At 45.7% G+C, this 19266-nt stretch carries 17 protein-coding genes and 2 pseudogenes; 16 read left to right on the plus strand and 3 right to left on the minus strand.

All coding sequences use genetic code 11. The annotated features are described in order from the left end of the window. Window positions 1–52 precede the first annotated feature (52 nt). The 15 genes and pseudogenes from nuoC (at window position 53) to H0S56_RS03385 (ending at window position 16419) form a co-directional block, all read left to right on the plus strand. The gene (gene nuoC / locus H0S56_RS03315) at window positions 53–1840 is read left to right on the plus strand and encodes an NADH-quinone oxidoreductase subunit C/D (protein WP_004732074.1); all 1788 of its coding nucleotides are present in this window, start codon (window positions 53–55) and stop codon (window positions 1838–1840) included. Window positions 1841–1854: 14 nt separating this feature from the next. Beyond that, window positions 1855–2364 carry an NADH-quinone oxidoreductase subunit NuoE gene (gene nuoE, locus H0S56_RS03320; protein ID WP_195725650.1) on the plus strand — a complete coding sequence of 170 codons (510 nt, stop codon included), beginning with the start codon at window positions 1855–1857 and terminating at the stop codon, window positions 2362–2364. Further along, window positions 2361–3692 (plus strand): NADH-quinone oxidoreductase subunit NuoF, encoded by a 1332-nt coding sequence (nuoF, locus tag H0S56_RS03325; protein WP_044111081.1) that lies wholly within the window; start codon window positions 2361–2363, stop codon window positions 3690–3692. The genes nuoE and nuoF overlap by 4 nt, the downstream gene beginning before the upstream one ends. 11 nt (window positions 3693–3703) lie before the next feature. Then, a complete protein-coding gene (gene nuoG, locus H0S56_RS03330; protein ID WP_195725651.1) occupies window positions 3704–6382 on the plus strand; it encodes an NADH-quinone oxidoreductase subunit NuoG in 2679 nt (892 codons plus the stop codon). Between the two features lie 3 nt (window positions 6383–6385). Then, window positions 6386–7402 (plus strand): NADH-quinone oxidoreductase subunit NuoH, encoded by a 1017-nt coding sequence (gene nuoH, locus H0S56_RS03335; RefSeq protein ID WP_004280772.1) that lies wholly within the window; start codon window positions 6386–6388, stop codon window positions 7400–7402. 18 nt (window positions 7403–7420) lie between these two features. Beyond that, window positions 7421–7963 (plus strand): NADH-quinone oxidoreductase subunit NuoI, encoded by a 543-nt coding sequence (nuoI, locus tag H0S56_RS03340; RefSeq protein WP_004280771.1) that lies wholly within the window; start codon window positions 7421–7423, stop codon window positions 7961–7963. Continuing rightward, window positions 7963–8481, plus strand: a complete 519-nt coding sequence (gene nuoJ / locus H0S56_RS03345) for an NADH-quinone oxidoreductase subunit J (protein WP_171054322.1) — start codon at window positions 7963–7965, stop codon at window positions 8479–8481. The genes nuoI and nuoJ overlap by 1 nt, the downstream gene beginning before the upstream one ends. After that, window positions 8481–8789 carry an NADH-quinone oxidoreductase subunit NuoK gene (gene nuoK, locus H0S56_RS03350; RefSeq protein ID WP_004280769.1) on the plus strand — a complete coding sequence of 103 codons (309 nt, stop codon included), beginning with the start codon at window positions 8481–8483 and terminating at the stop codon, window positions 8787–8789. Before nuoJ ends, nuoK begins: the two co-directional genes overlap by 1 nt. Then, window positions 8786–10681, plus strand: a complete 1896-nt coding sequence (gene nuoL, locus H0S56_RS03355) for an NADH-quinone oxidoreductase subunit L (RefSeq protein WP_195725652.1) — start codon at window positions 8786–8788, stop codon at window positions 10679–10681. Before nuoK ends, nuoL begins: the two co-directional genes overlap by 4 nt. 1 nt (window position 10682) lies before the next feature. Then, window positions 10683–12296: an NADH-quinone oxidoreductase subunit M gene (gene nuoM / locus H0S56_RS03360; RefSeq protein ID WP_195725653.1), complete on the plus strand. Its 1614-nt coding sequence runs from the start codon at window positions 10683–10685 to the stop codon at window positions 12294–12296. Between the two features lie 3 nt (window positions 12297–12299). Next, on the plus strand, window positions 12300–13844 hold the full coding sequence (gene nuoN, locus H0S56_RS03365) for an NADH-quinone oxidoreductase subunit NuoN (protein WP_195725654.1): 1545 nt from the start codon (window positions 12300–12302) through the stop codon (window positions 13842–13844). Between the two features lie 123 nt (window positions 13845–13967). Further along, complete coding sequence (gene upp / locus H0S56_RS03370) at window positions 13968–14603, plus strand: uracil phosphoribosyltransferase (protein ID WP_004280765.1); 636 nt, start codon at window positions 13968–13970, stop codon at window positions 14601–14603. An 84-nt stretch (window positions 14604–14687) separates the two neighbouring features. Continuing rightward, window positions 14688–14981 carry a cold shock domain-containing protein gene (locus H0S56_RS03375; protein ID WP_005106209.1) on the plus strand — a complete coding sequence of 98 codons (294 nt, stop codon included), beginning with the start codon at window positions 14688–14690 and terminating at the stop codon, window positions 14979–14981. A gap of 192 nt (window positions 14982–15173) precedes the next feature. Beyond that, window positions 15174–15533: pseudogene (locus tag H0S56_RS03380) on the plus strand (hypothetical protein). 163 nt (window positions 15534–15696) lie between these two features. Next, entirely contained in the window at window positions 15697–16419 is a 723-nt protein-coding gene (locus H0S56_RS03385) for a cold shock domain-containing protein (RefSeq protein ID WP_005106214.1), read from the plus strand. 39 nt (window positions 16420–16458) lie between these two features. Here H0S56_RS03385 and gigC read toward each other — a convergent pair whose 3' ends face one another. Further along, a complete protein-coding gene (gigC, locus tag H0S56_RS03390) occupies window positions 16459–17337 on the minus strand; it encodes a LysR family transcriptional regulator GigC (protein WP_004280761.1) in 879 nt (292 codons plus the stop codon). 85 nt (window positions 17338–17422) lie between these two features. Here gigC and H0S56_RS03395 point away from each other — a divergent pair, with 85 nt between their 5' ends. Continuing rightward, the gene (locus tag H0S56_RS03395; protein ID WP_195725655.1) at window positions 17423–18184 is read left to right on the plus strand and encodes a ferredoxin--NADP reductase; all 762 of its coding nucleotides are present in this window, start codon (window positions 17423–17425) and stop codon (window positions 18182–18184) included. Between the two features lie 174 nt (window positions 18185–18358). On the opposite strand, the pseudogene H0S56_RS03400 reads toward H0S56_RS03395, so the two are convergent. Both H0S56_RS03400 and H0S56_RS03405 read right to left on the minus strand, forming a co-directional pair. Next, window positions 18359–18721: pseudogene (locus H0S56_RS03400) on the minus strand (transposase domain-containing protein); the annotation flags it as partial. A gap of 109 nt (window positions 18722–18830) precedes the next feature. Further along, window positions 18831–19253 carry a hypothetical protein gene (locus tag H0S56_RS03405; RefSeq protein WP_004280758.1) on the minus strand — a complete coding sequence of 141 codons (423 nt, stop codon included), beginning with the start codon at window positions 19251–19253 and terminating at the stop codon, window positions 18831–18833. Window positions 19254–19266 lie beyond the last annotated feature (13 nt).

The following is a 19266-nucleotide window of genomic DNA, read 5'->3' on the forward strand; positions in this document are numbered from 1 at the left end:
TGTAATTGTCGTTTAGGTTGACTGAATTTGTATTAAATAGGAAGCCAAGCCAATGGCTGAAACTGACATTGCTATGCCAGAATCAACGCCTGTTGATTCACGCCCAGCATTTGCCATCATTGAAGAACTCAAAACCAAATTTGGTGAGAACTTCTTTGTGCAAACGACTTTCGAGGATTTCCCGACAGTCTGGGTTGAGCGCGCACGTGTACAAGAAGTTTTAATGTTCTTGCGTACAGTGTCACGTCCTTACGTGATGTTGTTCGACTTGTCAGCGGTAGATGAGCGTCTGCGTACGCACCGCGACGGTTTACCTGCGTCTGACTTCACCGTGTTCTATCACCTGTTGTCGCTCGAGCGTAATACTGACATTCGTATTAAAGTTGCCTTAGCAGAAAGCGATTTGAATCTTCCAACGGCAACCAATATTTGGCCAAATGCCAACTGGTACGAACGTGAAGCTTACGATATGTTCGGGATCAATTTCGAAGGGCATCCAATGCTCCGTCGTATCTTGTTGCCAACCTATTGGGAAGGTCATCCGCTACGTAAAGAATATTCTGCACGTGCGACTGAATATACGCCGTATTTGCAAGATAAAGCCAAACAGGACTACGAACAGGAACATCTTCGCTTTGTCCCTGAAGATTGGGGTATGAAGCGCGGCAATGCCGATGAGGACTTCATGTTCCTGAACTTGGGTCCGAACCATCCATCTGCGCACGGTGCGTTCCGTGTGATCTTGCAGCTGGACGGTGAAGAAGTGAAAGACTGTGTGCCTGATATTGGTTATCACCACCGTGGTGTGGAAAAGATGGCTGAACGTCAAACCTGGCATTCATTCATTCCGTATACAGACCGTGTCGACTACCTCGGTGGTTGTGCGCAAAACATGCCTTATGTGCTTGGCGTAGAGCAAATGGCGGGTATTACTGTACCTGACCGTGCGCAATGTATCCGCGTGATGATGTCTGAACTGTTCCGTATCAATAACCACTTGCTGTTCATTGGTACTGCGATTCAGGATGCCGGCGGTATGACGCCAGTCTTCTATATGTTCGCTGACCGTCAGAAAATCTATGACGCGATTGAAGCGATCACTGGTTACCGTATGCATCCGGCATGGTTCCGTATCGGTGGTACCGCACATGACCTTCCAAATAACTGGCAGCACCTGATCCGTGAAATCCTGGATTGGATGCCGAAACGTTTGAAGGAATACCATACTGCAGCGCTAAAAAACTCGGTGTTTGTGGGTCGTACCCGTAATGTTGCGCAATACGATGCAAAATCTGCATTGGCTTGGGGTGTAACAGGTACAGGTCTGCGTGCTACAGGTATTGACTTTGACGTACGTAAATACCGCCCATATAGCGGTTATGAAAATTACGACTTCGAAGTGCCAGTGGAGTACGAAGGCGATGCCTATGCACGTGTCATCGTTCACTACCGTGAAATTGAAGAATCACTGAAAATTATCAAACAATGTTTAGATAATATGCCGTCTGGTGCGTATAAAGCAGACCATCCACTGGCTGTTCCACCACCAAAAGACAAGACATTACAAGATATTGAAACCTTGATTACGCACTTCCTGAGTGTATCTTGGGGTCCTGTAATGCCGGCGGGTGAAGCATCTGTGATGGCGGAAGTGGTGAAAGGCGCGTCGAACTACTACTTGACTTCAGACAAGTCAACCATGAGTTACCGTACCCGTATTCGTACACCAACCTTCACGCATTTACAGCAAATGCCTTCTGTGATTAACGGCAGCTTAATGTCTGACTTAATCATTTATTTAGCGACCATTGACGTCGTAATGGCTGACGTGGATCGCTAAGGGGTAAACGCATTATGATGATTTTGACTGATAAAAAGCCACGTGTGAATGTTGAAGGGATTTTGACTGCGGACGAAATTCACGATATCAAACATCACATGGGGCACTACCCATACCCACGTGCAGCGTGTCTAGATGCGCTGAAGTGTGTACAACGCCGTAATGGCTGGGTAGATGATGCGCAAATGAATGCCATCGCACAAATGCTGAGCATGAGCGTTGCGGACCTTGAAGGTGTGGCAACGTTCTATAACCGTATTTACCGTCAGCCGGTCGGTCGTCACGTAATTTTGTTATGTGATTCGATTGCGTGTTTCTTGATGGGTGCGGAAACTTTGGCAGAAGCATTCCAGCGCGAATTAGGAATCCAATTTGGTCAAACGACTGCAGATGGTCGTTTCACTTTGCTGCCAATTTGCTGTCTGGGCAACTGTGACAAAGGTCCAACCTTAATGATTGATGAAGACACGCACGGTCTGGTTGAAGTGACTTCGGTGAAACAGCTGTTGGAGAAGTATGTATGAATACTGAACCAAAACCAATTTATGGCGACGGTAACCCGGAAACGCATCCATTAACATGGCGTTTAAGCAAGCAGGCCAACGTACGTAATGCAGATGATTACGAAGCGCTGGAAGGTTATGCAGGCTTTAAAAAAGCACTGACCATGTCGCCTAAAGATGTATTGGAAGTGGTTAAGGCAGCGACTGTAAAAGGTCGTGGTGGTGCAGGCTTCCCGGCAGGCATTAAATGGTCACTTATGGCGCCAAATGACAACTCGGGTCCACGTTACCTGATTTGTAATGCCGATGAGATGGAACCAGGTACCTTTAAAGACCGTTTGCTGATGGAAGATCTTCCTCATCAATTGATCGAAGGGATGCTGATTGCGGGTTATACGCTTGAAGCAACACACGGTTATATCTTTATCCGCGGCGAGTACATCGAAGCTGCTCAGTACTTAAATGAAGCACTTGAGCAAGTTCGTGCCAAAGGTTACTTAGGGGATAATATCCTTGGTACAGGCTGGAACTTCGAGTTACACGTGCATACCGGTGCGGGTCGTTATATCTGCGGTGAAGAAACTGCATTGATTAACTCGCTAGAAGGTCGCCGTGCCAACCCGCGTACTAAGCCACCATTCCCGCAAGTTGCAGGTGCTTGGGGTCGTCCTACGATTGTCAACAACGTAGAGACCTACAACAACTTACCAGCCATCATGCTGCGTGGTCCTGAATGGTATATCAACTTGTCTGCGGGTAAGTCGAAAGATCCAGGTACCAAAATTTATGGTGCTTCAGGTAAGGTGAAATTCCCGGGTCTATGGGAGCTTCCATTTGGTACGACAGCACGTGAAGTGATTGAAGAACATGCTGGTGGTATGCGCGACGGTTTGAAACTGAAAGCATGGTTACCGGGCGGTGCATCAACTGACTTCCTGGCTGCCGAGCATATTGATCTTCCTATGGATGCGGAAAGCATCATGAAGGCAGGTTCGCGTTTAGGAACTTGCTTATTGATGGTGGTAGATGAAACCCAATGTATGGTTTCAGCGACACGTAACCTAGAAGAATTCTTTGCACGCGAATCATGTGGTTTCTGTACGCCTTGCCGTGATGGCTTACCTTGGGCTGTGAAAGCGCTGAAAGCACTGGAAGATGGCACAGGTAAGAAAGAAGATATCGATCACTTACAAGAACTGACTCGTAAGCTTTGGATTGGTAAAACTTTCTGTGCCCACGCACCGGGTGCAATGGAGCCGCTTATGGGCGCACTCAAATATTTCCGTGGCGAATTTGAAGCGAAGGTTGTGAATGCCGCCGCTCAAACCAGCAACGTAGAACAAGCTTAAGGAATTCGACTATGGCTACAATTCATGTCGATGGCAAATCGTATGAAGTCAACGGCTCGGAAAACTTGCTACAAGCATGTTTGAGTCTTGGCATTGATATCCCATACTTTTGTTGGCATCCATCCTTAGGTTCTGTCGGCTCTTGCCGTCAATGTGCCGTGACCCAGTACGCGAATCCAGAAGATACGCGTGGCCGTTTGGTCATGTCATGTATGACGCCTGCATCTGACAATACCTACATCTCGATTGAAGACAAAGAAGCCAAAGATTTCCGTGCTTCGATTGTTGAATTCTTGATGACCAACCACCCACACGACTGTCCAGTCTGTGAAGAAGGTGGTCACTGTCATTTACAAGATATGACTGTAATGACGCAGCATGACCGTCGTCGCTACCGTTTCACCAAACGTACCCATTACAACCAGGAGCTTGGCTCATTCATTTCCCACGAAATGAACCGTTGTATCGCGTGTTACCGTTGTGTGCGTTATTACAAAGACTACGCAGGTGGTACGGACTTCGGCGTGTATGCCAACGCATCACGTGTGTACTTTGGTCGTCCTGAATCAGGCACTCTAGAGTCTGAATTCTCGGGTAACCTGACTGAAGTCTGTCCAACAGGTGTATTCACCGACAAAACTCATTCGGCTCGCTACAACCGTAAATGGGACATGCAGTATGCGCCAAGCGTATGCCAAGGTTGTTCTTCAGGTTGTAACATCTCTCCGGGTGAACGTTATGGCGAACTTCGCCGCGTAGAAAACCGTTATAACGGTGAAGTCAACCAATACTTCCTATGCGACAAAGGCCGTTTCGGTACAGGTTATGTGAACCGTGCAGACCGTCCACGTCAACCACAATTCCGTCAAGGTGCAACTGTTGAAACTGTTTCAGTGGATGCAGCACTCGACACGGTCATTGCAAATATCCAGGGCAAAAAAGTATTGGGTATTGGTTCACCGCGTGCATCACTTGAATCAAACTTCGCACTTCGTGAGTTGGTGGGTCAAGAGAACTTCTCTACAGGTCTGTCTCAAAAAGAGCAAAACCTGGTTGAGTTGGCAGCTTCTATCATGCAAACCGAGGGTGTTTACAACCCGAACATGCGTGAAATTGAAAGCTACGATGCAGTGCTGATCTTAGGTGAAGACCTGACCCAAACTGCGCCTCGTATGGCTTTATCTGTTCGCCAGGCTGCGAAAAATAAAGGCAAAGAGATGGCGGCAGAGCGCCGTACGCAAGAATGGTTGGCTGAACCGGTACAACGTATTGCCCAAGATGCCAAATCTCCGATTTACATCCTGGCTGCGACACAAACCCGTTTGTCTGATGTTGCCGAAGGTGAAGTGGTTGCTTCTCCAAACGATATTGCGCGTTTAGGTTTTGCGGTTGCTGCAGCAGTTGCGGGTGAAACGATTCTTGGTTTAGATGACGATGCCAAAGCATTTGCACAAACCATTGCGGACACTTTAAAAGCTGCGAAGAAACCACTGGTCATCTCGGGTACAAGCTTGCAAGATCCTGCCATTATGGAAGCTGCTGCACAAGTTGCACAGAATCTGGGTAATGCAGGTCTGACCTTGACGGTTCCTGAAGTGAACTCGATGGGTATGGCAATCTTGGGTGGTCAAAGCCTGGAGCAAGCATTTGCACAAGATTACGATACTGTGATTGTGGTTGAAAACGACCTTTACCGTCGTCTTCCTGCTGCACAGGTCGATGCCGCACTTGCAGGCAAAGAAGTGATCGTTCTGGATCACTCTGAAACTGCAACAGTGAAGAAAGCCGACATCGTACTTTCTGCCGCTTCGTTTGCTGAAGGTGATGGTACTGTCGTTTCTCAAGAAGGCCGTGCACAACGTTTCTACCAAGTGTATGACCCAAGCTACTACAATCCTGAATTGGCGATCAAGGAATCTTGGCGCTGGTTACACGCTCTGGAAACAGGCGTAAAAGGCAAAGCGATTTCTTGGACTTTACTGGATGATGTGATCGAGTCAGTGGCGAAAAACGTTCCTGCGCTTGAAGGCATTCTGGATGTTGCACCTGATGCGGGCTTCCGTGTTCATGGCTTGAAAGTGGCACGTGAACCACGTCGTTACTCAGGTCGTACTTCAATGCGTTCGCCATTGTCTGTACATGAGCCGAAACAGCCTACAGATAAAGACTCTGCATTAACGTTCTCGATGGAAGGTTATGTGGGTGATCGGACTCCATCTCCACTGGTTCCATTTGCATGGTCTGCAGGCTGGAACTCGCCACAAGCCTGGAACAAGTTCCAGGAAACTGTAGGTGGTTCACTCAAAGGTGGTGATTCAGGCGTCCGTTTATTCGACCGTTTGGCAAAACGTCCGGCACGTACATTCGTTGCACCGGCACCTGTTCTGGTCAATGCTGAAAGCTTCCGTCTGGTACCAATGCACCATATCTTTGGTTCAGGTGAATTCACGGTAAAAACACCAGCGATGGAAACGCGTATTCCTGAAGCGGTATTTGCAGTGGGTGAGCAGGATGCAGCGCGCCTGAATGTTCAAGATGGTCAGACAATCACGGTGAAAGCAGGTGAGACATCAATCGTTCTTCCAGTTCAAGTGATTGAATATTTACCGACAGGTTATATTGGCTACCCAATCGGTCTGGCACCGACGGTATCTCTTGCAGAGCCTGTTTCAGTCGCGGTAGGAGTGTAATTCATGGAACAAGAATTAATCCGTCAAACGCCGCTGTGGGCTGAAAACTGGCCAATTGCCTATTCAGTCATTCAAGCGATTGTGATCTTGCTGGTTGTAGTACTGATCGCTGCGTTGATGTCTTTTATTGAACGTCGTTTACTCGGCTTGTGGCAAGACCGTTACGGTCCGAACCGTGTTGGTCCGGGTGGTATGTTCCAGATTGTTGCCGACATGCTGAAAATCATGTTCAAGGAAGACTGGACACCTAAGTTTGCTGACAAATTGACTTTCCGTATGGCGCCAGCAGTTGCGATGGCAACTGCGGTGCTGTCGTTCATGGTTATTCCTGTATCACCTTATTTAGGTGTAGCAGACATGAACATCGGCCTGTTGTTCTTTATGGCAATGGCGGGTATTGCAGTTTATGCAGTCCTGTTCGGTGGCTGGTCATCAAACAACAAATATGCCTTACTGGGCGGTTTACGTTCTGCAGCTCAAACCATTTCGTATGAAGTGTTCTTGGGTATCTCGTTGATGGGTGTGGTGGCAATTGCCGGTTCATTCAACATGCGTGAAATCGTTGAAGCGCAAAAAGATGTCTGGTTTGTGATTCCTCAGTTCCTAGGTTTCTTGATCTTCGTGGTTGCAGGTGTGGCGGTAACGCATCGTCACCCATTTGACCAACCAGAAGCAGAACAGGAACTGGCAGAAGGTTACCATGTCGAATACGGCGGTATGAAATGGGGGATGTTCTTCGTTGCGGAATACGTCAACGTGGTACTGATCTCTGCATTGATCGTGACTTTATTCTTCGGTGGCTGGCTTGCGCCATTCAACCTTGATATTCCGTTCCTTCCAGCAGCATTCTGGTTCATTATCAAAACAGCATTCTTTGTAATGATGTTTGTACTGGCGCGTGGTTCTTTAATGCGTCCACGTTATGACCAGGTAATGAACTTTGGTTGGAAAATTTGCTTGCCATTGGCGTTGGTTAACCTTTTGGTAACTGGTGCTGTGATTCTGATGAATCAGGCCTAAGACAGCAGGGAGAACAAAATGTTTAAATTTCTAGCTGGATTCGGGTCAATCGTTCGTTCGTTGTGGATGGTGTTCAGCCACGCAACACGTAAACGTGACACCATTTTATATCCGGAAGTGCCGGCCGAAGAAATCGTGCCACCACGCTTCCGTGGTCGTATCGTATTGACGCGCGACCCTGATGGCGAAGAACGCTGTGTGGCATGTAACCTGTGTGCGGTTGCCTGTCCGGTAGGCTGTATTTCACTACAAAAAGCAGAACGTGAAGATGGTCGCTGGTATCCGGAATTTTTCCGTATCAACTTCTCGCGTTGTATTTTCTGCGGTATGTGTGAAGAAGCGTGTCCAACCACTGCGATTCAGATGACCCCGGACTTCGAGCTTGGCGAATATGTTCGTCAGGACTTGGTCTATGAAAAAGAACACCTGCTGATTTCTGGTCCTGGTAAATATCCTGACTATAACTTCTACCGTGTCACCGGTATGGCAGTTGCTGGTAAGGACAAAGGTCAAGCACAGCGTGAAAGTGCACCTGTTGATGTACGGAGTCTATTACCATGATGTGGCCATTTTATTTAATGGCCCTCGTGGCCATTGTCTCTACGGTTCGCGTGGTCACTAACGCGAATCCGGTACATGCTTTATTAAGTCTGATCGTGTCATTGCTTGCAGTCGCAGGCATGTTCCTGATCGTGGGTGCACCATTCGCTGGTGCGCTGGAAGTGATTGTTTATGCGGGCGCGATCATGGTGTTGTTCGTGTTCGTAGTGATGATGCTGAACCTGGGTGAGCAGACCGTTGAACAAGAACGCAAATGGTTGACCTCATCGGCTTGGGCTTATCCGGCGTTGATGAGCTTCCTGATCGGCTTGGTACTGGTATGGGTATTAAACTCTGATTACACACAAGCTTCACTGGTAATGGGTACAGAAATGGTGGGCCCGAAAGCAGTGGGTCAAGCACTCTTTACGCAATACTTGTTGTTGGTTGAAGTTGCCGCGATGTTATTGCTTGCTGCCCTGGTAGCTGCATTCCATTTAGGTAAACGTGAACCAGATGCAGAAGAGGAAAAAGAATAATGGGCAACATCCCTTTAGAGCATGGTTTGATCGTTGCATCTATTCTCTTTGCACTGGGTTTTTACGGTGTAATGGTGCGACGCAACCTACTATTTATTTTAATGAGCCTTGAAATCATGATGAACGCTGCTGCTTTAGCGTTCGTCCTGGCGGGCAGTGCATGGGCACAGCCAGATGGTCAGATCATGTTTATCCTGATCCTGACGCTTGCTGCGGCAGAGGCTTGTATTGGTCTTGCGATCGTCCTTCAGTTCTATCATCGCTTCCATCACCTGGATGTGGATGCTGCTAGTGAGATGCGCGGATGAGTTATTTATATCTAACAATTTTATTTCCGCTCATTGGTTTTGTCCTGTTAGCGGCGGGGCGTAACAAGCTTCCGGAATCTGTTGCAGCAATGATTGGTGTCGGTGCAGTCGGTTTATCTGCACTGTTCGCACTGATTGCGGGTATGGACTTTGTGAATAATGGTTCAACTGCAGTTGTGCAACATCTCTGGACCTGGTTCAGTGTTGGCGGTTTTGCTCCGGGCATCAGCTTGCAGCTGGATGGCTTGTCTTTATTGATGCTGGGCATGGTGACAGGCGTGGGTTTCTTAATTCACATCTTTGCATCATGGTACATGCGCGGTGAAGAAGACTTCGCACGTTTCTTCTCTTACTTCAACCTGTTCGTTGCAAGCATGTTATTGCTGGTATTGGGTGACAACCTGGCGTTGTTATTCCTGGGTTGGGAAGGCGTAGGTCTGTGTTCATACCTGCTGATCGGTTATTACTACCAGAACCCTGCAAACGGTCTGGCGGCAATCAAGGCATTTACCGTGACCCGTATCGGTGACGTATTCTTGCTGATTGCCATGTTCCTGATCTTCCAGCAATTCGGTACCTTGAACATTCAGTACATCGTTGAAAATGCAGCGACTGTAATGACCCAAAGTTCATCTTTGACTATCTGGACAGCATTGTTATTGTTCTTGGGTGCGGCGGGTAAATCTGCACAGATCCCGTTACAAACATGGTTAGCCGATGCGATGGCAGGTCCAACACCTGTTTCTGCATTGATCCATGCTGCAACGATGGTAACAGCGGGTGTTTACCTGTGCTGCCGTCTATTCGCAGTCTTTGAACTTGCACCAGAAGTGATGGTATTTATTTCGATCACAGGTGCGGTGACCTTGCTTGTGGCTGGTTTTGCTGCACTGGTTCAAACCGACATCAAACGTATTCTGGCATACTCAACCATGAGTCAGCTCGGTTATATGTTTATGGCGGTAGGTGCTGAAGCATACCAGGCAGGTCTGTTCCATATGCTGACTCACGCATTCTTCAAGGCACTCTTGTTCTTGTCGTCTGGTGCAGTGATTCTGGCTTACCATCACGAACAAAACATCTTCAAGATGGGCGGTCTGTTCTACAAGAACAAATTCCTGTTTGCATGTTTCGCGATTGGTGGCGGTGCATTGGCAGCGATTCCATTCCTGACGATTGGTTTCTTCTCAAAAGATGCGATTCTTGCTGCAGTCTGGACGCAAAGTCATATTGCTGGTTTACCAGTGTATAACACGCTGTACTGGGTCGGTGTTGCAGGTGCATTCTTAACGTCTATTTATACATTCCGTTTAATCTGGGTTGTATTCTTCGGCAAAGAAAACACGCCTTATCACGAAATTAAAGGTGCAACTTACTGGGCGCCACTGGCGATTCTTGCTGTACTTTCAACAGGTCTTGCGATCGTACTAAAAGCACCAGTGATGAGCATTCTGGATGCTGCACAAATTCCAGCCTTCATTATTCCTGAAGCGCTTGAAGCGGGTGCACATGGTGCTGAATACATCGCAATTGCTGTTGCTTTAACAGGTCTTGCAGTGGGTGTCGTGCTGTTCGCTTTTGCTTACAATGCAGTCAAACGTTTTGCAGCCACTTCTATAGGTGCTGGCCTGGTCAATATCTGCCGTAATGCATTAGGTTTCGATACGCTGTATGACCTCATTTTCGTGAAGCCATATTTAATGTTCGCGAAGATCTTTGGTCGTGATCCAATTGATGGCCTATGGCTGGTACTTCCTGCACTTGTTAAAGGTGGTCACAGCTTTACAAGTTCACGTCAAACCGGTTCACTGCGTGAATATGCATCTAGTATGGGGCTCGGTGTCGTTGTCCTACTGATGATCTTGATCGTGATTCAGGTCGTGGGGAAATAAAATGGAAGCTCCAAACAATATTATTTTGCCGGCTCTGATCCTCATTCCGTTCATTGCAGGTTTCATATGCTGGTTGGTCGATAAACTCGACCAACACTTGCCGCGTTATATCGCGCTGATCGGTATGCTGGTGACGTTGGTCTTGACCATCGTCCTTTGGCAGACTGGTACCTATAACTATGAATTAGGCGGTGCTACACCTTCGTGGGCTGCCGAATTCAAATTGCCTTGGATTCAAACCCTGGGCATTAACATTCACTTGGCAGTGGATGGTTTATCACTTCTTATGGTTGGCTTGACTGCACTCCTGGGTGTGCTGGCAGTAGGCTGTTCATGGGGCGAGATTCAAAAGAACGTTGGTTTCTTCCACTTGAACCTTTTATGGTCGTTGGGTGGTGTCATCGGTGTCTTCCTTGCGATTGACCTGTTCCTGTTCTTCTTCTTCTGGGAGATGATGCTAGTACCGATCTACTTCCTGATTGCCCTTTGGGGTCATAAAGGGGCAGAAGGCAAGTCACGTGTTTATGCAGCTAACAAGTTCTTCATTTACACGCAGGTTGCCGGTTTGGTGATGCTGATTGGTATCCTGGGTCTGGTGACTGTAGGCTATACCATGACTGGCGAAATCCGTTTCGACTACAACTATTTATTAGGTGTGGCGAATACGCTTGATGCTCAGGCTCCAGCGGTGGCTTATGCATTCATGATCTGTTTATTCATCGGTTTTGCGGTAAAACTTCCAGTTTTCCCATTACACGGCTGGTTACCAGATGCGCATGCGCAAGCACCAACAGCGGGTTCTGTCGATCTTGCAGGTATCTTGATTAAGACTGCGGCGTACGGTTTATTACGTTTCGTGATTCCGTTCTTCCCGGCAGCATCTGCACAGTTTGCAGACTTCGCAATCATTCTTGGTTTAATCGGTATTTTCTACGGTGCTTGGTGTGCTTTCCGGCAAACCGACATGAAACGCCTGTTGGCTTATACCTCTATTTCACACATGGGCTTCGTTTTACTTGCGATCTACGCAGGTAACATCCTGACCTTCCAGGGTCTGATGATCATGATGTTGGCACATGGTATTTCATCTGCTGCACTGTTCATTATGTGTGGTCAGGTATATGAGCGTGTACATACGCGTGATATGCGTTTGATGGGTGGTATGCGTGGTCAATTCCCGTATCTTGCATTCTTCCTGATGTTCTTCGTTGCGGCGTTGGTGGGTATTCCAGGTCTAGGTAACTTCATTGGTGAGTTCCTGATCCTGATGGGTGCTTATGCGAAATTCCCGGCGTTTACCATTCTTGCGGCAATCAGCTTGGTATTTGCGGGTCTGTACGGTCTGATCCTGATTCACAAAGCCTTGTTTGGTGTACCAAATGAAGCGCAACAGCAGCATTATACAAATCCGTTAAAAGATCTAAATGCACGTGAAATCGCATTATTGTTGATCTGTGCGTTTGGTCTACTTTGGCTTGGTCTATATCCACAAAGCTTCCTTGACGTTTCTAACTCAAGCATGGCGTGGTTAGCGAATAGCTACATTCCAGTTCAAGAAGTGGTTGAAGTTGCTGATCAAGTAACGACTCAACTTGAAAATGTGGAGATCCAATAAGCCATGAACTTCACAATGTCTTTTTCTGAGCTTATGCCTCTAGCACCTGTGATGATCGTGTCGTTAACTGCGATCGTCGTGATGTTGCTGACCGCAATCAAGCGTAACCATAACTTGGTGGCTACCACCACGGTGATTGGTTTAAACCTTGCTGCGTTCTATATCATTTTCGTTTTGTTGGCAGGCGTGTTTGCACCTGCCAACGTGATGAATCTGTTCATCGTAGATCCATTTACGATGCTGTACCAGTTTGTGATCCTGATTGCTGCACTTGCATGTGCAACGCTATCTCACGCGTATATCGAAACCTATAAAGATAACCGTGAAGAGTTATATATCCTGATGCTGACATCCGTTGCGGGTGCCATGCTAATGGTGGCTAGCTCACACTATGCATCATTCTTTATCAGCCTTGAGTTGATGTCGATTCCTGTATATGGCTTGTTGGCATATACACATCAACGTTCTCAATCGCTTGAAGCGGGTGTGAAATATCTAGTGCTTTCAGCAACTGCGTCTGCAATGCTGTTAATGGGTATGGCATATATTTATGCATATACAGGTACTTTAAGTTTCGTTGCTGAACCAGGCAAACTGTTTACCGTATTCAGTCAACCGGCTGTCGTGATTGGTCTGGCTTTAATTGTATTTGCAGTAGCATTTAAATTATCGCTTGCACCATTCCACAAATGGACACCAGATGTATACGCTGGTGCCCCAGCCCCAGTCGCGACTTTCCTTGCGACTGTTGCGAAAGTAGCCATGATTGGTCTGTTTGTTCGTTATGCTTTGTCTTCAGGTTTAATCCTGGCAGACAGCTTCGTAACGATCATTTCAATCATTGCAGTTCTGTCTATCCTTGCAGGTAACCTGCTGGCGGTTCGCCAGGTGAACTTGAAACGTATCCTGGCATACTCTTCAATTGCACACTTTGGTTATTTGCTGGTTGCTATCGTCAGTTCACGTAATACTGACTTCTTACAGGTTCAAGGTTTCGCGACTTTTGAAAGTGTAAACGTCTACGTGATTACCTATGTATTAACCACGATCGGTGCGTTCGGTGTCGTTACGCTGATGTCTAGTCCGTATAATAATACCGACGAAGCGGGTAGCTTGGCTGAATACCGTGGTCTGTTCTGGCGCCGTCCAGTCTTGACTGCTGTATTGACGGTGATGATGCTGTCTCTTGCAGGTATTCCTTTAACTGCCGGCTTTATCGGTAAGTTCCTGGTGATTAAAACTGCGGTTGCAGGCGAAGCCTGGTTCCTGACTGCGATGGTTATCTTGGGTTCTGGTATCGGTCTATACTACTACCTACGTGTGATGGTTGTGCTTTACATGACACCACCTGAAACACCACGTTTAGATGCGGTGAATCATTGGGGTCAAAAAGTGGGCGGTATCATGGTACTTCTTGCTGCGCTTGCGGTACTTGTGATCGGTGTCTACCCAGATCCAGTAATTGCAGTATCTAAATATGCATTCTTTGCCATGTCACCTGAATTGCAACAGTTCATTTTCACTTTGGTTCAAAGTGGTTTTAACTAATATCTGCAAAGATTGACGTTATTACAAAAAAGCCTCCATGATTGGGGGCTTTTTTATTTATACAAATCAATAAAAGCCTTTATAATAGCGGAAATTTATCTTTAACCTTTTAGGTGTTCTCCCGTGGCAATCCATGAAATCCGTCATCCACTCATTCGACATAAGCTTGGTTTACTCCGTCGTGCAGATATTAGTACCAAAAATTTCCGTGAGTTAGCTCAAGAAGTGACCATGCTTCTGACTTATGAAGCAACTAAAGACCTGCCAATGGTTGAACATGATATTGATGGCTGGAATGGTGCTGTTACAGTTGACCGTATTGCGGGTAAAAAAATCACGGTTGTGCCAATTCTACGTGCCGGTATTGGTATGCTCGACGGTTTCTTGAACCTGATTCCAAGTGCAAAAGTATCAGTACTTGGTTTAGAGCGTGATGAAGAAACTCTGGAAGCACGTACCTATTATAAAAAACTGGTTCCAGACGTACAAAACCGTATCGCGATGATCATTGATCCAATGTTGGCGACTGGTTCTTCTTTAGTGGCTGCCATTGATGTACTGAAAGCCAGCGGCTGTAAAGATATTCGTGTGATGGTTCTGGTTGCTGCACCAGAAGGCATTAAGCGTGTAGAAGCTACGCATCCGGATGTGGTGATTTTTACTGCTTCTATCGATAATGGCTTAAATGAAAATGGTTATATCGTTCCAGGTCTTGGCGATGCTGGCGATAAAATCTTTGGTTCAGTTCAAAAAGACTAATTTTTGAATATGATGAAAAAAGGGGCTACTACAGCCTCTTTTTTATATAATGTAGACAGGGCATTTTCAGGATAGGACAATAGCATGAAAGATGAATTGTATCAGGGCAAAATCAAACAGTATGACCCTGCCAAAGGTTTCGGTTTTATTGGCTGCGCTGAGGGAGATGTATTCTTCCATATTTCAGACTTCCCTGCAGCAGAAGGCGAGCCAAAACGCAATGAACGCGTGAAATTTAATGTTGTTGAAAATGGCGATAAGTACAAAGCGATTAAGATTGAACGTGTCGAAGACAACTCAAAGAAAGCTAAAAAAACCAAAGTGGCGACACACAATAAATCAATTACATCGGTATTGTTAAACAACTTCCGCGGTTAATAGATAATCTTCATACTTAAATCGTGTTTAGTCACATTTAAAAAGAGGCTTTCGAGCCTCTTTTTTATAGTGCCACCGCTTACATATTCAAAGAGACAGATAACACATAAAAAATCCACCAAATAGCAACAATGCTGAGCATTTCCTTTGGCTTAGAATACAAATTAAATGAATTCTATAGAGAAAAGTGTCATGTTTACGGATGGAAAAATTAAAACTTACGATTCCGAACGTGGTATGGGTACTTTGGAGTTGGTAGGGGAAGCTCAAGAGTTAAGTTTCAAGTTATAGGATCTACCTTCGCCTGAAATTGAGCCACAAATTGGAGAGCGGCTTAAATTTAGAATCATTCCTCAACAAGAAAGCATGACCTTAGACAACATGGTACGTCTACATATTAAAGCGCAGGATGAATTTGTGCCAGAAGTCGTCGCCTTGCAATCCTTGGCACCCACAGTCGCTGTTCCTGTACGTAATTCACTTTTCTTTAGTCCGACCCTATGGCTGGCATTGGCATCAGCTGTTGGTTTTATGATTTTTGGCGAAGTATAAATAAAAACAGAAATTTTATTTTTTTTACTTTTAACTAAGGATCTATTCTTCCGCCATAAGATGCACTTCTAGTTTTTATGTTTCTGCTTTAGAGAATTTTACAAAAGATTTTCAGTCTCTTTTTGATTACAATCATAAAAAATATTAAAGATAAGAGCGAATTATGTTTCAAGAGGGGAAAATCAAAACCTATAACGAAGATCGTGGTTTTGGTTTTATTCAGATCGAAGGGCAATCCAAAGATTTATTTTTCCATGTCAAAGACTTTCCCAATAAAAATATTCCGCCAAAAATGGGGGAAAAATTAAAGTTTTTGATTGTGGAAGATAATGGAAAGTTTAAGGCAAACCATATTATTCGCTTGGGTATTAAGCAAGAAGTTCCTGTTACACAAAACAATGATCTACATGGAGATACTGAAACCAGAGCTTCTCTACGTTATGAAAAGAAAAAATCATCAACTACATCAAAAATAATCACAATATCAGGACTGGTGATTATGGTGATTCTTGCTGTTCTTGTTTATAACAAATACCAAAGCTACCAAGTTCAAAAACAGCAAAAGCTGGAAGGACTGATGGTAGAGCAGCAACGAATTGTCGCTGAACAGCGAGCAGCGCAAGGTGATCTACCTATGCAAGGATTATCTGAGCAGGGCAGGAAGAGCCTGGAAAATCAAGGCACTGAGTTAAGAAGCCAAAGTAACCCAGTTAATTCGAAAACTTCAGAAACGACTTCGCCATCTGTATCTCAATTTAAATGCGATGGTCGAGAACACTGTAGTCAGATGGGTTCTTATGAGGAAGCATTATTTTTCATTCGTAACTGTCCAAATACTAAAATGGATGGTGACGGCGATGGGATACCATGTGAAAGTCAGTTTTGATGAATCCTAAAAAAAGCACCTGAAGGTGCTTCTAATATTTTAGCTTTCACAAAAATTCATAAAGGCTCTCAGACCTGGACCCTGATATTTCTGGCGATGTACCAGCATAAACAGAGGACGAGTCAGCGACCAGAATGGTGTATCCAGAATTACCAGTTGACCTTTTTCACGTAAAGGCTCAATCGCAAGTTTGGAAATGCAGGACATACCAATTCCGCCCGCTACAATTTTTAAAATCGCTTCATTATGACCGAGTGTTAGACGGATATTGGCATCTGGTACATCTTTCAAGATGGCATTGTCAAACACCTCACGGGTACCTGAACCTTCTTCACGCAAAATCCATTCTACAGATTTGAAATCTTCAGCGGTTAGTTCACGGTTCAATTGCGCAAGAGGGTGGTCTGGCGCACAGCACACAGCCAGCTCATCATCACGCCAATGGATACATTGCAATTGTGGCAGATGACAAGATCCTTCGATCAGGGCCAGATCCAGCTGGAACTGATTCACCGCTTCAATCATTTGACGGGTATTACCGACTTGAAGCTGTAAATGTGCTTGCGGCTTGATTTTCAAGAAATCGGCCATCAGGTCAGGAATCAGGTAATCTGAGATCGTCAGGGTTGCACCCAAACGTAAATCGATACTTTGAAGCTCACCTTTAGCGACTTGTTCAAAAGATTCACAACGACCTAAAATTTCCAGGGCTTGAGGGAGAAGAAAGCGCCCTAGGTCATTTAGCTGTAAACGTTTGCCTAGACGGTCAAATAGTGGAGCACCCAGACCATCTTCCAGATCTGCTAAAGCCATACTAGCCGCACTTTGTGTAAGCTTGACGGCATCGCTAGCCTTCGTTACGGTACCCTCTTGTGCCACTGCTACAAAAACAGCCAATTGGCGTAAAGTCATGCGCATGAGTAGAGCCTTAACATTTAAAAAATATTAATAAATTATGTTGCCATGCTACCATGAGCACAGTCTTTCATGCCACGTTGAAATCATGTCAATTGAAAAATTTACCCGAGAAAAAGTTTTATCTGTACACCGTTGGACCAATACATTATTTAGTTTTACGATGACACGCCCAGCACATTTTAAGTTTACCGCAGGGCAGTTTGCGCGTATTGGTTTGCAAGTGGGGGATGAACTGGTGGTTCGTGCCTATTCGGTAGTGTCCTCTCCTTTTGATGAAACTCTGGAGTTTTTCTCGATTGTCGTTCCAGAAGGTAAATTTACCTCCAATTTACAGCACCTCAAAGTCGGGAATGAGCTGCATCTGGAAAAAATTCCTTATGGTTATCTGACTCTGGCACGTTATCAATTGCCTTTGCCTAAAGATCTATGGTTACTGGGTACCGGTACGGGGCTGGCACCGTTTATTTGTATGTTGCAAGACTTTGAAACCTGGAGCAAATACGAAAAAATTAATCTGGTTTATAGTGTGCGCACCCGGGCAGAACTCGCTTATGTAGATCGGATTCAGGAAATCGCTGAAACCTTTGGCGAAGGACATACCGGTTTTAAGTTTATCCCGATTATTACCCGTGAGCCTGATGCACCTTTGCACGACCGTTTACCGATTTTGATTGCCAATGGTGAGCTGGAAAAGGCAGCAGGTATCGCGTTTAATCCGGAAACGACGCATGTCATGCTTTGTGGTAACCCGGATATGGTCGATGATACCAAAGAAGCCTTAAAAGCTCGTGGCCTGACCATGAACCGTCGTGGTGAAGGAAATATTGCGGTCGAGAATTACTGGTAAGGTTGAAGGATTTATGAGCAAAACCCCCTGCTTGAAGGCAATGCGGTTCCTTTAACAGGAGCGGCATTGTGATCTAAGGGATAACGGTTTTTTAACATTTTGACTCTCCGAAGCCTTATAGGCCTCTCTAAAACAAACTACCTATCCCTGTCTAAGTTCCGACAGCCCAGCCGGATAATGCTCTTGTCCCCAGTGCTGATCGGTCTGGTGAAATAGCCACTCCACAGAATCTGCACCAAGATGTTTACGTGTATTGGTTAGACTAATGCGCGTCAGCAAGTCATAAGAGGCTAACCACTGAGTGCAAATATTGAGTCTTCTTGCTGCTTCATGGATGAGGACATCACGGAAAATCGCCATTCCAAGAACCAGCCAAAGTACCTGATCCGCAGGCAAGCACCGCCTGCGAATAGTCGCGGGACTGCTCAACCTGAGTGTGGACTTGACCCACTCAACGGGGATATTGTGAATAAAAGTACTCAGATTCGAGAGCTTAAACAGATTGTTAAGATCTAAAATATCCTGCTGAAATACCATAAAAAAATCCGATGCCAAACCTGACATCGGATTCTCTAATGAATTCCAAAATGATTCAAATGCTTAAGTAAACAGCATTGCCCATTGCGGAGGTTTTTTCGATTCAAGCTTAATGCACAAACATATCCATTGATTCACGGATTTCCTGAATGGCGGTTTCGACATCGGGACTGAGCCAGGTCGGTTCAAAAAATCCGGCATAGTGCTCAATACGGTCTGCAGGCACCACTAGGCGCACTGGACAGTCTTCTTCCAGTAAACGCCATGGAATAATCGGCACTTCATTATCCAGCCATGCTGTCACATCTCGAATATCGATAATCATCGCATTCACACAGTCCGGAAAAGGCATCACGGAAAATTCTTCGGTACGACGACGGAAATATTCCAGATCCTGCCAGCGAAGCAGGAAGCTTGGCTTGCTAAATTCAATAATTCCAATCAGATGCTGATCACGGCTGTAGTGCAGCGTACATTGATGTGTGACGTCAGTATCAAGATCAAGCGATACACTTTGTTGACGATACGCCATATAACTCGGGTGT

This window comes from Acinetobacter lwoffii, from assembly GCF_015602705.1.
Taxonomy (GTDB): domain Bacteria; phylum Pseudomonadota; class Gammaproteobacteria; order Pseudomonadales; family Moraxellaceae; genus Acinetobacter; species Acinetobacter lwoffii_E.

Bases quoted from the DNA above. Each gene is read 5' to 3' on its own strand.
- nuoN (WP_195725654.1), top strand. From the start codon at position 12,300: ATGAACTTCACAATGTCTTTTTCTGAGCTTATGCCTCTAGCACCTGTG.
- H0S56_RS03405 (WP_004280758.1), bottom strand. From the start codon at position 19,253: ATGGCGTATCGTCAACAAAGTGTATCGCTTGATCTTGATACTGACGTC.
- nuoC (WP_004732074.1), top strand. From the start codon at position 53: ATGGCTGAAACTGACATTGCTATGCCAGAATCAACGCCTGTTGATTCA.
- nuoL (WP_195725652.1), top strand. From the start codon at position 8,786: ATGAGTTATTTATATCTAACAATTTTATTTCCGCTCATTGGTTTTGTC.
- H0S56_RS03385 (WP_005106214.1), top strand. From the start codon at position 15,697: ATGTTTCAAGAGGGGAAAATCAAAACCTATAACGAAGATCGTGGTTTT.
- nuoE (WP_195725650.1), top strand. From the start codon at position 1,855: ATGATGATTTTGACTGATAAAAAGCCACGTGTGAATGTTGAAGGGATT.
- nuoJ (WP_171054322.1), top strand. From the start codon at position 7,963: ATGTGGCCATTTTATTTAATGGCCCTCGTGGCCATTGTCTCTACGGTT.
- nuoH (WP_004280772.1), top strand. From the start codon at position 6,386: ATGGAACAAGAATTAATCCGTCAAACGCCGCTGTGGGCTGAAAACTGG.
- nuoM (WP_195725653.1), top strand. From the start codon at position 10,683: ATGGAAGCTCCAAACAATATTATTTTGCCGGCTCTGATCCTCATTCCG.
- nuoG (WP_195725651.1), top strand. From the start codon at position 3,704: ATGGCTACAATTCATGTCGATGGCAAATCGTATGAAGTCAACGGCTCG.
- H0S56_RS03375 (WP_005106209.1), top strand. From the start codon at position 14,688: ATGAAAGATGAATTGTATCAGGGCAAAATCAAACAGTATGACCCTGCC.
- nuoI (WP_004280771.1), top strand. From the start codon at position 7,421: ATGTTTAAATTTCTAGCTGGATTCGGGTCAATCGTTCGTTCGTTGTGG.
- H0S56_RS03395 (WP_195725655.1), top strand. From the start codon at position 17,423: ATGTCAATTGAAAAATTTACCCGAGAAAAAGTTTTATCTGTACACCGT.
- gigC (WP_004280761.1), bottom strand. From the start codon at position 17,337: ATGCGCATGACTTTACGCCAATTGGCTGTTTTTGTAGCAGTGGCACAA.
- nuoK (WP_004280769.1), top strand. From the start codon at position 8,481: ATGGGCAACATCCCTTTAGAGCATGGTTTGATCGTTGCATCTATTCTC.
- nuoF (WP_044111081.1), top strand. From the start codon at position 2,361: ATGAATACTGAACCAAAACCAATTTATGGCGACGGTAACCCGGAAACG.